Source organism: Paenibacillus sp. WLX2291 (assembly GCF_046603665.1).
Classification (GTDB): Bacteria; Bacillota; Bacilli; order Paenibacillales; family Paenibacillaceae; genus Saccharibacillus.
In genome coordinates this window covers 3,297,827-3,312,331 of the sequence record NZ_CP176755.1, presented here as the reverse complement: position 1 = coordinate 3,312,331, position 14,505 = coordinate 3,297,827, and the positions used below count along the sequence as shown (strand labels likewise).

General features: G+C 44.3%; 13 protein-coding genes. 7 read left to right on the top strand and 6 right to left on the bottom strand.

The annotated features are described in order from the left end of the window. Nucleotides 1-89 precede the first annotated feature (89 nt). Nucleotides 90-506 carry a hypothetical protein gene (locus tag ACDE64_RS14130; RefSeq protein ID WP_411347245.1) on the top strand — a complete coding sequence of 139 codons (417 nt, stop codon included), beginning with the start codon at nt 90-92 and terminating at the stop codon, nt 504-506. Nucleotides 507-777: 271 nt separating this feature from the next. Here ACDE64_RS14130 and ACDE64_RS14125 read toward each other — a convergent pair whose 3' ends face one another. Both ACDE64_RS14125 and ACDE64_RS14120 read right to left on the bottom strand, forming a co-directional pair. Continuing rightward, complete coding sequence (locus tag ACDE64_RS14125) at nt 778-1,161, bottom strand: VOC family protein (protein ID WP_411347244.1); 384 nt, start codon at nt 1,159-1,161, stop codon at nt 778-780. A gap of 194 nt (nt 1,162-1,355) precedes the next feature. Beyond that, nucleotides 1,356-2,282, bottom strand: coding sequence for a DUF6597 domain-containing transcriptional factor (locus ACDE64_RS14120; RefSeq protein ID WP_411347243.1), 927 nt, complete (start codon nt 2,280-2,282; stop codon nt 1,356-1,358). Between the two features lie 317 nt (nt 2,283-2,599). Here ACDE64_RS14120 and ACDE64_RS14115 point away from each other — a divergent pair, with 317 nt between their 5' ends. Further along, nucleotides 2,600-3,652 carry an SPFH domain-containing protein gene (locus ACDE64_RS14115; RefSeq protein ID WP_411342782.1) on the top strand — a complete coding sequence of 351 codons (1,053 nt, stop codon included), beginning with the start codon at nt 2,600-2,602 and terminating at the stop codon, nt 3,650-3,652. Further along, nucleotides 3,649-4,593, top strand: a complete 945-nt coding sequence (locus tag ACDE64_RS14110; RefSeq protein WP_411347242.1) for a sugar kinase — start codon at nt 3,649-3,651, stop codon at nt 4,591-4,593. The genes ACDE64_RS14115 and ACDE64_RS14110 overlap by 4 nt, the downstream gene beginning before the upstream one ends. A 44-nt stretch (nt 4,594-4,637) precedes the next feature. Here the strand turns inward: ACDE64_RS14110 and ACDE64_RS14105 are convergent, their stop codons facing one another. Both ACDE64_RS14105 and ACDE64_RS14100 read right to left on the bottom strand, forming a co-directional pair. After that, the gene (locus ACDE64_RS14105; protein WP_411347241.1) at nt 4,638-5,741 is read right to left on the bottom strand and encodes a DUF4179 domain-containing protein; all 1,104 of its coding nucleotides are present in this window, start codon (nt 5,739-5,741) and stop codon (nt 4,638-4,640) included. Nucleotides 5,742-6,017: 276 nt separating this feature from the next. Beyond that, entirely contained in the window at nt 6,018-7,718 is a 1,701-nt protein-coding gene (locus tag ACDE64_RS14100; protein WP_411347240.1) for a methyl-accepting chemotaxis protein, read from the bottom strand. Between the two features lie 564 nt (nt 7,719-8,282). Here ACDE64_RS14100 and ACDE64_RS14095 point away from each other — a divergent pair. Beyond that, complete coding sequence (locus tag ACDE64_RS14095; RefSeq protein ID WP_411347239.1) at nt 8,283-9,605, top strand: glycoside hydrolase family 27 protein; 1,323 nt, start codon at nt 8,283-8,285, stop codon at nt 9,603-9,605. Nucleotides 9,606-9,609: 4 nt separating this feature from the next. Then, on the top strand, nt 9,610-9,951 hold the full coding sequence (locus ACDE64_RS14090; protein ID WP_411347238.1) for a DUF2500 family protein: 342 nt from the start codon (nt 9,610-9,612) through the stop codon (nt 9,949-9,951). Nucleotides 9,952-10,062: 111 nt separating this feature from the next. Here ACDE64_RS14090 and ACDE64_RS14085 read toward each other — a convergent pair whose 3' ends face one another. Next, nucleotides 10,063-10,950, bottom strand: a complete 888-nt coding sequence (locus ACDE64_RS14085; protein ID WP_411347237.1) for a DegV family protein — start codon at nt 10,948-10,950, stop codon at nt 10,063-10,065. A gap of 368 nt (nt 10,951-11,318) precedes the next feature. On the opposite strand from ACDE64_RS14085, the gene ACDE64_RS14080 reads away from it, so the two are divergent. Continuing rightward, nucleotides 11,319-11,924 carry a DUF1836 domain-containing protein gene (locus ACDE64_RS14080; protein WP_411347236.1) on the top strand — a complete coding sequence of 202 codons (606 nt, stop codon included), beginning with the start codon at nt 11,319-11,321 and terminating at the stop codon, nt 11,922-11,924. A 219-nt stretch (nt 11,925-12,143) separates the two neighbouring features. Here the strand turns inward: ACDE64_RS14080 and ACDE64_RS14075 are convergent, their stop codons facing one another. After that, entirely contained in the window at nt 12,144-13,517 is a 1,374-nt protein-coding gene (locus ACDE64_RS14075; protein WP_411347235.1) for a VWA domain-containing protein, read from the bottom strand. 292 nt (nt 13,518-13,809) lie between these two features. Here ACDE64_RS14075 and ACDE64_RS14070 point away from each other — a divergent pair, with 292 nt between their 5' ends. Further along, complete coding sequence (locus tag ACDE64_RS14070) at nt 13,810-14,316, top strand: DUF3221 domain-containing protein (protein WP_411347234.1); 507 nt, start codon at nt 13,810-13,812, stop codon at nt 14,314-14,316. Nucleotides 14,317-14,505: the final 189 nt, after the last annotated feature.

Below are 14,505 nucleotides of genomic sequence, written 5' to 3'. Positions count from 1 at the left end.
TTCATAGTATGCCAATATACAAACGCAAGGACGCGTTACAAATGTAACTCATGTCACTGGCATGGGATCTCATGGAAGAGGTGACTAAGATGACTTTGATGGTGGATTACTGTCCCCGTTGTGGTTCAGTGTATCAGAAAAATATGCGTAATATGTGTAATGGCTGCCGGGACGAACTGGATCAAAAGCTGAATCGTTGTCTTGACCATCTTTGGCGGCATCCTAAGAGTACGACCGAACAGTTGAGTGCAGCTACTGGTATGGACATGCAAGAATTGTATCGTTACATTCAAGAGGGACGTTTTTCATACAGTCATCCTAACTTAACATTTCCTTGCGAATGCTGTTCACAGCCGATCAATAGAGGACGACTGTGCAATCATTGTCTGGGGACATTTCGTGAAGCGTTTCCAGCACCTGCACCACAACCGCAAGCTGCTCGCGCTACTGGTGGTCGTGCAACAAGCAAAGTATTGTACACATCACGCAACAGCTCGCGACGCTAATAGATGCTTTTAAGAAGCGTGTATGATCGCTTCAGATGAATGTTTGTTTCTCTAGATACATGCTTGTAAATCGGATGATCAATCCAGCTGTAGACTGAGATATAGATTAGTTAATAGATTGGTTAATAGATCAGTTTATAGATCATACCAAAAAGGTCTTTCATGCGAAAGACCTTTTTGGCATATTCATCCTATTTATATTCACTCTATTATGATATTCATGCAACAGACCGTTCGCGATGGATGCCCCCTATTTTTGGCAATTTATCGTTCAACCAACTGCTGTACAAATCTCCACAAAATGTCCATCTGGATCAGTTACATAAGCAACCGTTTGTCCCCATGGCTTGGTCACCGGTTCGTGCTTGATCGTTACCCCTTGAGCGCGCAGGTGTTCAATCACAGTCGTTACATCCTCAACCACGAATCCCACTTCAAAGCTGCTTGCCGCCGGAATATCGTCAGTCAATCCCAGATTCAACAGTTCGTTCACAGATTGCCGTGTATTCAGTGACAGCGTCGTATCCCCTGTCTCGAATTCGACATACGTATCGACCTGCATCTTGATTTCCAACCCTAGCAAATCACGATAGAAATGTAACGATTGCTCCAGATCATTTACATACAAAATAATATACTTGAGATTTAATTTCATATTCATCCACTCCTATTGTATTCATGTCAAACCCATTCCATGTCGGTAAAAGAGAACGTATTCTGTTCGTCATGCGAAAGCGTCTGTTGATTCTTACTGTACGATATTCGTTTACAAAGCTCTTGGAAAAAACGGACAATTTCGACGTATCGTATCGTATCGTATCGTATCGTATCGTATCGTATCGTAGAAAGTCAGTTGGTATATATCTGGCGCAGCCGCAATTGCCCTGGCGTCAGACCATAATACTTGTTAAATGCCAAATTCAAATGCGCCTGATCATAATACCCAAATGCCGTCGCCAATTCACTCAAAGACAGTCGTGATTCCCGATCCATATTGCCAGTTCTTGATTGTGTTTGATGCGAAGGATGACCTGCTATTACTTTAGGATGACTGGCATGCTGTTCACTATGCAATCGTTGATCTGTCAGCTGACAGTATCGCAATACTGCCTGAAACCGGATAATATCTGTCCATTCCTTAGGTGCCATTCCCAGTTCCTGCTGAAATAGCCTTCGCAGTGTACGTTCACTATAGTGAGTATCTTCAGCCAGCTGTCGAATACTCACATTGCCATGCTTATGATCAATCTGTTGTACGACTGTATGCAACAATGATGATGCTTGATCATCCTGTTCATACAACAGATGCAGCAACCACGTATCCACAAGCTGTATTCGCTCGCTCATATTGTCTGCCAGAATAACACGCTCCACAATGCTCGCCGCATCCCGTCCGAGCCATTGCTCCAATCCAACATGATAACCAGTCAATTCTGCTCCGGCATATCCAAATAAACGCCGCACCTGATCAGCATACATACGCACACCGAAGAATGCCATTGACTCATCCAGATGCATCACTTCGTATGATCGCATCAACGAGGTGAGAAACGCTCCATTCATCTGCCGTGCATCCAGATCAAAAATGATATCAATACAGCCATCCGGCACGATCCGATGCAATTGCTCGCCCTGCTGCGGATGAGCCGCCGAACTCCAATAGCAGCAAATCACATCTCGCAACCGCTCATCAGGCACATATTCCGCATAACGATAGTGAGCATGCAACAATCCATATTCCAAAAACGGCGGCTGCACCGGCACAAACGAACGCATACTCATCCTCCTATCGTAATTTAGCATCATCCAGATAAAATTCTATTTTAACTATGTACATACGCAGCTCTAACAGCAAAAGCAATGAGAAGCATCCATATAATAAACCCAATAAAAACGACCGCTACGACGAATAAAGTACGATCACTATACTATTTCAATATAATTTCAACATATCATAAAACGCTCAGTGTTAATCATATAAACTTTTTGTTATTATCATATTGATTATATCTAAAGATGATGCTATGATAAGACCAATCAAAGATATTAACAAATTGTTATTAACATAAAAATGAGAAAAGGACGTGCGGATTATGTTTGGACTTCGATTTGCAAAATTTCAACCAAGCGATTATGTGATGAAAGTGAAGAACGGCAAAATTGTAAAAGAGGGTGTCGGCCTATCCTTTTATTACTACGAGCCGACAACATCAGTTGTTGTCGTGCCTGTATCGTCGATTGACGTACCGTTTATGTTTGAAGAGATTACGAGCGATTATCAGACAGTCACTGTTCAGGGGCAAGTAACCTACCGGATTACCGAATATCGGCAGACGACACGCATTTTGAACTACACATACAATTTGAAAAAAAACCGTTACCTGTCAGATGATCCCGACAAGCTATCCCAGCGCGTCATCAATATCGTCAAAGTATTAATGAAAAAGCGGATGGAGCAGTTGCCGTTACGCGAAGCGATCCAATCCAGTGAGCTACTCGTACGCAATATAACAGCCGAAGTGAAAAGCAATGAGGAACTGCAAAAGCTTGGTATTGAGATTATGGGGCTGTCGATTCTGGCAATTTTGCCAAACAAAGAAACGATGCGAGCGCTGGAAGCACAGGCACGAGAACATATTTTGCGCAATGCCGATGAGGCGCTATACGAACGTCGCAACGCTTCGATTGAACAGGAGCGCAAAGTACGCGAGAACGAACTGAATACCGAGATTGCCGTCGAAACGAAAAAGCGTCAAATCCGTGAAACTCAGTTGGAAGCCGAACGCTCGGTAAAAATCAAGCAAAACGAAATGCAAGAAGAGCAGCTGCGCTTCGATACCGAGTTAGAAGAACGCAAAAATCAGCTCGTACAGCTCAGTACAACGAACGACCGTGCCAAAGCCGATGCTCGCGCTTATGAGATGTCTGCTGTTATGCAATCGCTACAAGATGTGCCGCCACATGTATTGCAGGCAATGGCAAGTATGGGTATGAAACCGGATCAACTGATTGCGATGGCATTTACTGGCTTGGCGGAAAATGCAGGTCGCATCGGACAGCTGAACATCTCGCCAGATCTGCTGCAAGGTTTACTAAATGATCATGGGAATAGAGCGACAGATCAACGGGGAGGACGGACATCATGAACCGCCGGATGACCGAAAATAAAATCGTGCTCGTCAAGCGTCGAACACGATTGCAGGAATTGATCGTACGTTACAATACGGTGCAACAAGCGCAATTTTATATTGAACGGCTAGGAGCGGATTTTGGCGATTATGTGCAGGAGGATCATCACTACCAGCTCGCATTAGAGCAAGCGACCGTGCAATTGCAGCAGCTTGGCAGAGTACAGCTATTGGATCGCGAACATGTACCAAGTTTTATTTTTGGACCGGACGATGTGGTCGTTGTGCTTGGACAGGATGGGCTAGTAGCGAATACGATGAAGTATGCAACAGAGCTGCCCTTGATTGGGGTCAATCCCGATCCGCAGCGTTGGGATGGAGTGCTGCTGCCATTTCGTGTTCAAGAATTACAGCCGCTACTGACAGACGTATTCGCCCGGCGACGACAGGTGAAGGAGGTACGGCTTGCCCGTGCGCAGTTGAATGATGGACAGGTACTATATGGAGTAAACGATCTGTTTATCGGGCGCAAAACGCATGTATCTGCGCGCTATCAGATCAGCTACGGTAGCGTGATGGAGCAGCAGTCTTCCAGTGGAATCATTATCTCGACCGGCATGGGTTCCACGGGTTGGTTTAAGAGTGTACTCGCTGGAGCAGCAGGCATTATGAACGCGGCAAATGGTAGACAGGATGTACAACCGCCGTCTGTACCTTCATCGTTTGGCTGGGATTCGCCGTATCTGTATTACAGTGTACGAGAGCCTTTCCCAAGTCGTAATACATCGACAGATCTTGTATTTGGACGCATTGAGCATGATCCGCTACGCATCGTATCTCAGATGCCAGAGGACGGTGTGATTTTTAGCGATGGGGTAGAAAGTGATTATTTGGAATTCAATTCGGGAGTAAGCGCCACGATTAGCATTGCACAGCAAAAAGCGCATCTAGTAATCTGATGCGCTTTTTGCTCTGTTTATTGTTAGTGTATCGCTAACGAGAATCATTTGATTTTGATAATGCGTACGTCTTCATAGGCGGAGGCATCACGAGGCTTGACGACGAGCTGTAACGAATCCGGTTCATTGAGTAAATTGCTGTAAAAGACATGCTCAAACGTATACGGATCACAGCTGATCAACCGGCTACCGGTTGGTAATAGATTCACCGCAGTACCATTTTTCTCGGAAATGATATTTTCCGGCTTCAACCATAACGGACGTGCATCCTTCTCGTCGACTGGTGTATCGGAAGTGAAGCGCACGCGCATTTCTAGCGGAGAAATCTCTACACGTGACATAGTCAGCTTATGGCTACTCCATTCGACAGCCCGGTTCGGATAAATAATCTCGGTTTCCTGACGCTGAAATTGTGGTGCAAGCGAGAAATGAACGAGCAGGGTAGGTGAGTAGTGAATATTTTGCGCAGTTGCTTCACTGGATTGGTCAGCGTAATTATCGGTAGACATAATTTGGAACTGGGCAGCAATTTCACGCGGGAAATTTTGTTTTTGATCAAGTCGGATCGTAGCTGTACCGTAGTATTGCTGTGGATTGTTCTCATCTTGAATACCATTCAAACGTGCGGAAGCCATACTCAGTGGTTGTCCGGTAGCAATATTGCGCAGCTTCACACTGTTCACGCCGGGAATATAACGATCTCGATCGGTATGAGCTGTGTACATCAGGATTAAGCGGTTCTCATCAGCTGTAACGGCATTGATCGTTAGCCGGTAGCCATTTTGTTCAGCAGACTTGTCGACCTGCTGCATATAATTGTGCTCAATCGCTGAGACGAGACTCTGATTATGCACCTGCTCGCTCTGGTAAAAACGGAATGGCTCCAGCTCGCCCCAACTTAGTTCCGTGCTGCTCGTATGATTCGGCTTGAGCCAACTGGTCAGCAACAGAATCAGAATGACGATCACGGTAGAGATAACGAGCACCAGGAGACGAATGTCCAGCAAATTCCGAATACGTCCCCACCATGTAGGTTTGTAGTGTGACAACACTGTCCTATCCGCAGTCGATGTTACCGGAGAAGAAGACGGACTGGAACGCTTTGGATCTTGCTGGGGGGATGAAGATTTATGTTCTTGCTTGTTCATGTGGACCGTCCTCCTCTCGGCTGTGCCGGCGGCTTCAGAATGGGGAAAGAATCGGTATGTAATATTTCGATACATCTATATATTGCTAGGGAGGAGAAGATAAAGGAAGCGATAGAAATAGCGATACACTTCTATTGTACCCTGCTGACGTTGCTAAATTCCAGTTTATCGTCGTAATTTTATAGAATGCTCACATAATCGGTATTACCCATAATAAAACGCTGTAACATACCAAAAGGTTTCATCTGGTAGGTCACAGCGTCATATGAAAAGATATTAAACTTTGAAAGCGCCAATCTGTGCTTGCAGCTGCTCAGCAGTCTCAGCGAGTGCCATAGAAGAGGTAGAGATTTCTTCCATCGAAGCAAGTTGTTCTTCCGTCGCAGCCGATACGTTCATTGTACCAGCCGATGTTTCCTCGGTAATCCGAGCGATCTCGCTGGCAAAGCGCAGCAATTCTTCCGTACTAGCAGACATTTGCTCTGCACCCGCAGATACATCTTCGATATCTCCAGCCACTTGGTTGACCGCACTCAGAATCCCTTCAAAAGCATTCCCGGCAACAGATACAGAAGCGATCCCTTTATTGACTTCCTGACTGTTCACGTCTACCGCTTGGATTGCACGATACGTTTCTTTTTGAATCGTTGTAACCAGATCAGTAATCTGACGTGCCGATTCAGCCGATTGCTCTGCCAGTTTACGGATTTCGTCCGCTACAACGGCGAAGCCGCGTCCCGCTTCACCTGCACGAGCCGCTTCAATCGAAGCATTCAGCGCCAGCAGGTTTGTTTGGGAGGAGATGCCTGTAATTACGTCTGTAATATTACCAATCGTTTGTGAACGTTCACCTAGCTCTTGTACGATATGAGCGAGTGAAGACATTGATCCTTGAATCGAATCCATCTGAGCAACAGCAGTACGGATTGCATCATTACCATCAGCCGAACGGGAAGCTGCATCAGAAGCAGAAGCAGATACAGTCTGTGCACGAACGGCGATTTGTTCTACACCAATGGACATTTCTTTCATCGCTTGGGACGAACGATGGGTCAGTTCGACTTGGCGGTTTGTACCTTCGGCAACTTCTTGTGTTGTTTCAGCGATTTGACGGGAAGCATCCGTATTTTGCTCGCTGCTTGCATTCAATTGCTGTGACGAAGCGGCAACTGTTTCGGAAGTGGATGCTACCGATTCGATCAGATTACGCAAGTTACCGGACATTTTGTTAAACGAACCTGCGAGTAGACCGATCTCATCACGATTTTTGATCACAATATCTTCGCCAGTCAGATCACCATTCGCAATACGCTCAGCGGCAGTTTGGAGCTGTTTCACCGGACGTGATACAAGACGTGCAATGAAGAATGCAATCAGTAATCCTAGTAAAATCGCTACAATCGAGATGATAACAATATTAGTAATTGTTTTGGAACTCAGTTGTACCGCAGCTGCTGTAGAAGCAGAGGATTGATCATTTTCTAATGTAATGAGTTGTGTCAATGTATCATTAGCTGTATACCACAATTGATAAGCAGTACTATGCAAACTGCTCATAGTTTCCATATCATTATTCTGACCTGCTGTGACCATATTAGGGATGAGCTTGGCGTAACTTTCATAGTTGGTATTGAAAGCAGCAATCAATTGTTTGGTTTCATCAGTTTGTGCCATTGTTGCGTATTGAGCACGTTCCGTATCGATTTTTTTCAATAGCGAAGTTAAGCTTTCTTCCAGACTTTTGACTTCAGAAGTATTACGTTCTACAGCAATATTCAGAACGAGACGTTCCACATCGGATACATCGCCATTCATAATACCAAGCAAGGAGACACTTGGCATGGATTTTTCATCAATATTTTTGACTTGAACATTCAAGCCATTAATCCCTAACAGCGACAGCGCCGAGATTGCCATCAAAAGTAAAATGACAGCGATAAAACCGGTTAATAACTTCATTTGAATCGTAAACTTCATAAACTCACGCTCCAGCCAATTAATGTTGATTACTTGTTGTGTTATGTATAATATATCGACAGGGTTAGCAGAAAATTTACACGTAAAAATTTTTAATTTAATACAAAATACCTAGTACACAATAAAAATGGATTCAAAGTAATATTTTATGCATTGTAAAACCTTTGTTATAGGAATAAGTTGTGAATAAAAATAACAAAATAAAAATTTTTATGAATTTTAAAAATGAAATAAATGTAGAAATTTGTCGTTTTTAAATGTTTTAAACAAAAGCATATTGTTTAAATAAGTAGTTTTAGCAGATAAATAGTCCTATATTGATGCATAGATAGACGTATCGCTCTTACATTCATTGGAAAGAAAAATCGATATCGTCCTAACATTAATGCGGTATACTCATCATGTATCGCCTGCTCCAGACTATGACTGAAAATATAACAGCTATGGAGCTGCTTGCGTGTTCGATATCTTTCAAATAATTGAACTTGTCGTTCACAAAAGGTATGATCGAAGCAGAAATAGAATCGAAATACAAATATACGTAGCAGATGAGGAGTGTGCAGAATGCAACATCATCAATGGGCATACGTTCCGCCGCTAGGTTGGAACAGCTGGGATTGTTACGGAGCAGCCGTACGCGAAGAAGAGATTCGTGGCAATGCCGAATATATGGCGAATCATTTGAGAATCTTCGGTTGGGAGTACATAGTAGTCGATATTCAATGGTATGAACCGGATGCAGTATCCTCTGCGTACCGACCGTTCGTACCACTGGAAATGGATGAGTATTCGCGTCTGTTGCCAGCAGTGAACCGTTTCCCTTCGGCAGCAGATGGACAGGGGTTTAAACCGTTAGCAGATTATGTACATTCGCTTGGACTGAGCTTTGGCATTCATATTATGCGCGGTATTCCGCGTCAGGCAGTGCATAACGATACCCCAATCAAAGGTACGCATGTGACCGCGCGCCAGATTGCGCATACCAATTCCATTTGTCCGTGGAATACAGATATGTACGGTGTGGATGCGTCGAAGGAAGGTGCGCAGGAATATTATGATTCTTTGTTTGAGCTGTATGCAGAGTGGGGCGTTGATTTTATCAAAGTGGACGATATTGCCGCTTCGCGTCTGTACGATACCCATATGGATGAAATTCGCCTGATTCGCAATGCGATTGATCGTTGCGGTCGCCCGATGGTACTTAGCTTATCGCCAGGCCCTGCACCGCTTGCGTACAATCAGCCGTTCCGCGAGAACGCCAACATGTGGCGTATCACCGATGACTTCTGGGATCGTTGGGAGCTGCTGTATGAGATGTTTGAGCGCTGCGAACAGTGGGCACAGTTTGTCGAGCAGGGTAGCTGGCCAGATTGTGATATGTTGCCGCTTGGTCATATCGGCATTCGTTCTGTAGATGGCGGGGGAAGTGACCGCTGGACGCGTTTTACCGAGGATGAGCAGTTGACGATGATGACATTGTGGGCAATCTTCCGTTCACCGCTGATGTTTGGCGGCGAACTGCGCGACAATGACGCGTGGACAATGTCGCTGTTGACCAACGACGAAGTGCTGGAAGCGAACCGTTCCGGTCGGTATGCCCGTCAGGTGTATCGGGATGAATATGACCGGATTGTCTGGACGTCCGAGAATGCGACGACTGGTGATCATTATGTAGCACTGTTTAATGCGAGTGATGATCCAGCGCTGGTGCGTGTGAGTCTGGAGCAGCTCGGATTGACGGGTGGCTATTACCGTGTACGTAATCTGTGGGAACGTGGAGAAGCCGGACAGGTTGGATACGATATCGAAGTGAAGGTTCCGCCGCATGGAGCGAAGTTTTATAGGTTGAGTTTGATGGATTATGAAGATGTAGTTGTGCGGATGTAGAGATATGATGGAAGTTGCATTGGGTAATCTCAGTATGAAAATTGAGACATCCGTATTTTCCGTAATTGGAATCTTTGTTGCTCTGATTATTGGGCTTGTTATTATACATTTTGTTCAAAAAGAAAAGAATGGTTCTAAGCCCAAAATAAAGCGCATAGGAAGAGTGATTGATAAAAGATCTGCACCAATGTCTGAGTCACTTCATTCATTTTACTTAACTTTAGAATTCGACGATTGTGGACGCGCTGAAGTAAAAGTGAAGGAATGGGAGTATGGGTTGATCGTTATAGGTGATCAGGTAAATTATATTGCGCAAGGAAGTTGGCAGACGATAGAACGACTTTAATAAAGATATAAATGTATAGAAATGCTGTAAATGAAAAACAGGAGAGGGCATATGCCTTTCTCCTGTTTTTCATGATCTGTTATATGGTAATGCGATTTTATATTTGCATCCTCAAGCCATCGTCGATACCGACACTGGCATTCCAAAACGTCCCAACGCACTACGATTATTTTTAATCCAAGCAAGCGCTAGCGTCCCCTCACCCGCATGAATGCCCGCCACCGGGATAAACGAAGCGATCTCGATCTGCAAACGTGGTGCCAGATGCGCGATCTCCTCTTTCAGCTTGAACGCGCCTTCCATATTGTTCGCGTGCATAATGCAGACATCGCGTACATGCTCAATATCCTTTTTCAAAATATCGAGCAGTTTTTGCTTCGCCTTTTTCATCGTACGAATCTTGTCTTCTACAATGACCTTACCACCTTCAAAGCGCAGCAACAGATGAATGGACAACAGCTGACTGATTACGAGCTGCGTACCGGAAACGCGACCGCTGCGATGCAGTTGCGACAGACTCGCCGGAATCATGTAAAAGGACATGTCGTTGATCATTCCTTGGATTTTGTCGCAGATTTCGGAGGCAGTTAATCCTTCCTGGTAATACTGAATCCCTTGCAATACCATTTCCCGCAGTGGGAATGCGCCAACCTGCGAGTCGATGCCCATCACCTGTACATCTGCCATCTCGGCAGCTTGCAGCGAAGAATGGTAGGTGCCGCTTAGTGACGACGAGCAATGGATGACGATAATGTCGTCATATTTGCCTTTGAGATTCTCGTACAATTCCACAAATTCGCCGATTGGCGGTTGGGAGCTACTTACTTTATCATGTTCACGCATTTTTTCATAAAATTGTTCCGCGGTAATATCGACATTCTCGCGATAGACTTCATCTCCAGCGATCAGGCACAGCGGTACAATATACACATCATGCTCACGGGCAAAATCAGCATCGATCATAGCGGTGCTGTCCGTAACCCAGGCGATTGTTTTCATAATCAGATCACTACTTTCCATAGTAAGATTCAACAATGCCTTGAAGATCGCGCAAAGTGTAGCGCGTTTCAAAGATTGTGAGCATATGCGTATTTTGCCCACACGCTCCAATATAGATAACGGAGAATGTCATATTGCAAAATGTACATATGTACTTCATAACTTTAAGATGTAGTTATTATAACCAGATGTAGACGTAATTACAAACTTTATATATGATTATGAATACTAAATAACTTTCGTTTTGCGATTTATCCGTTATAATGAAAAGAAGATAGGTTTGCACATATTCAAATTTCAGAATGTTTTATGAACATACATATAGGCATGCACAACCATACATACGCAAATCAAAGGAGGTAGGATCAATGAAATCGCAATATTCACTGCTGGATCAGCTGAAGGACTGGGGTGAGATTAAGGTTGCTTATCGCTTTCCACGCTGGGAACAGCTGCCTGTTATCGGCATTTATATGGATCAACTGGTTGAATGGCTGGAACAGCAATTTCGTCAATTTCCTGGCGAAGCCGCAGGTAAGCTCATTACGCCGTCGATGATTAACAATTACGTTAAGCAGAAGATTATTCCGCCAACCGTGAAAAAGCGCTACTCTCGCGAACATATTGCTTATCTGATCATGATCTGCAACCTGAAGCCTGTTTTGCCAATCGGGACTATTCAAGCAATGATTGCAACACAAATGCAAACACGCACGCTAGGCGAGATCTACAACCATTTTTGCGAAGAGCAAGAAGCGGCATCTCACTATACGATGGAGATGGCAAAGCAAGAAGGTCGACAATTACGCGACAATGCGGCAGGTTCGCAGGAAGAGATGCTGGCGGGATTTTCGCTAAAAATGGCGACACTGGCAAATGCGGGCAAGATTCTGGCAGAGAAGATTACGGGATTGGAATACGAAGCGGAGCAGGAGCGTATGCAAGACGACATTGCTCAAGCATGCGAGCGGTAGATTGTAGACGATGAGCGAAATGTATACACGTAATTTGAGAAAAGATACAGATCGGATACATCAGTAAATGACGAATATTGCTTTACACTATGTAATAGAACATAAAAAAGATGAACACGCTCTAAGCGATGTTCATCTTTTTAGTATAGAGTGCGTTATTGAATCAATCGAACCAGTCGTATTCGTCTCCGCTTATTGATGTGGCTGTGATTGTATACATCAAGCCAAAATACTCTTGCGCTTCGCTTCCTCAATCCAGCTTGGGAACTCATTCAGTAGCCGATCATACAATTCCTCATCACTCACCTTCGAGATATCATCCAGTTCAAAGAAATTTGCATTATCTACAAAGCGACCTTTCAGTTCGTCCAATTCCCGCAGTACGCCATAGTTAGCATTGCCCAGTCCGACAAACTGCCAGAACAGATTATAGCGCGAGCTGTCGATGATCAGCTTGGCGATTTTGCTCTTACTACTCACCCCGCCATCACTGAAAAAGATGATGTACGTGGGAATATGCACATTGGGCGCTTCTTTTGTATACTTGCGGATCACGTCCTCCATGACTGGTGGCTCGTTATTCGTTCCGCCTTTGCTGCCTAGTTTGTAGGCGCGTTCGATATAATTCTCGTAATTATCTGCTCGTACACTTTTGGCGCGCAAAAATTCCTTGGCAAAGAACCACACATCCAGTTCACCATCATCGTCAAACGCCGCTGCAATCGCCAGTACGCGTTCAAATGCTTCTTGTACGATGCCTTTTTTGTACAGTGAGTACATCGAGCCAGACGCATCGAAGACGACCGCAACACGTGCTTTGATCGGAGCCACTTGTTTCTTCTCAAGCGATGACGTGACTTTATTCTTCAGCAGATCGATTTTAGTTAATGGCACGGTCAATTTTGGTGCTGATTCTGATGGTGACGGAGCTGGGGATGACTGTGCCGCAGCAGTAGAGGCAGGCGATGTGGATGAGCCTGCGACAGATGAAGTAGCATTCGCAGAACCGGAAGCAGCTTGTTGGGAAGCGGTGTAAGTAGCGGCAGCTTGCGAGCCATTTGCGGAATCATCGGCTTCGATCTCTGCGCCAAACGATTCTGCCAGCGGCTGCAATCCACCGAAGAATCCGCGTCCAATCGCCCGTACTTTGAAAGCTTCTTTGTACTTGTATACTTCGATCAGGATCAATGCTGTTTCGGATGTCATTTCGGATAGTGTATATGTAACCTGTTGTCCTCCGATCTGTAATACTGCTTGGCAGTTGGCAACTTGCGCGAACGTACCGACGCCTTCCAGCGTGGCGGTGAATACGCATTTGCTAATAGGGGCTTGCTGTAATCTGTTCAAATCTAGTGTAAAGCGTGAACTGTGTTCATCTGCCTGAGTTAACCGCACCGATTGATGCGGATCGACATTCTGATTGTAAAAGATAAAATAGTCGTCAGAAGGCACTTTGCCATTCTCATCCACCATAAAACAGCTTACATCCAGCGAAGATGGTGCAGCACCGCATTGAATAATCACGTCCAATGTACTACCCGGCGGCAGGTTCGTATTTTGCCCCTGATTAAGTTGAATCTGTTCTCCAGCCATATGATCTTCCTCCTGTATGTAAAATAAAATAAGCCACTGTAACAGATAGTATATCTTCTACCATAAGTTCTTTAATCTTCCACGTCAAATTGAAATAATTGTAAAAAAGTGGTACAAAAGATGCAAGCAAACGATATTTTTCTTTCATCCGTTTGCACATACATATACGCAATATACATTGGGTGATCCAGATTAAATATCTCTATGATTGGAGATAGCATAGCTTAATCCGAAGATGAAAAGATACAGTCGATCAAATGACGACCATTAGCAAACTAAGGAGATGCATCGTATGATACGCATGAGAATTATAGTAGCGGTTGTTTTCATTGCGATGATTGCTGGTTGTTCTGTTAACCGTCAGGATGCAGAGACAACTCGTGTTAATACGGTTACAGTAGATGAACAAACCGTTTCGAACACGACGCCTAATGATAACAAAACGGGCTTCCCTGATTCCATATCACCATATGATACTGATCCACGCCAAAGTAGTTGGCAATATACAGGTTATGTCATCGACAAAAAGCAGGAGAAGATTCCGGCGATTTTATTTGTATGGGATGTACAGGCAGAGCAGATGAACGGACGTTCCGTGGATGATATTTTGCAGATTGCTAATCCTAATGTCATCTGGCTCACGACGGAAGATGTTACTCAAGCCGACGATATTCATATTGGAGATGCCATTAACGTTATACTTGCCCCGAATGTGAATACTTCCTTCCCAGCTCAAGGCAAATTGGAGCAAATGCAGATCGTATCTGATCAGAAGCGCATTTCCATCAAAACAGAATAACTTAGAAGCAGATATGGTTTATACGATAGCTGTATCTGAAAAACTTAGCTATTCTGAAGTGTAATGATATCTGATGTCATACGCACAACATTATTGATATGTTGTTATACAGACGATCACTTGCTCGGAATACTCTATTTCGGTTCTATATTCTTATTCAAGGTTAATAATGGAAGTTAATATATATTA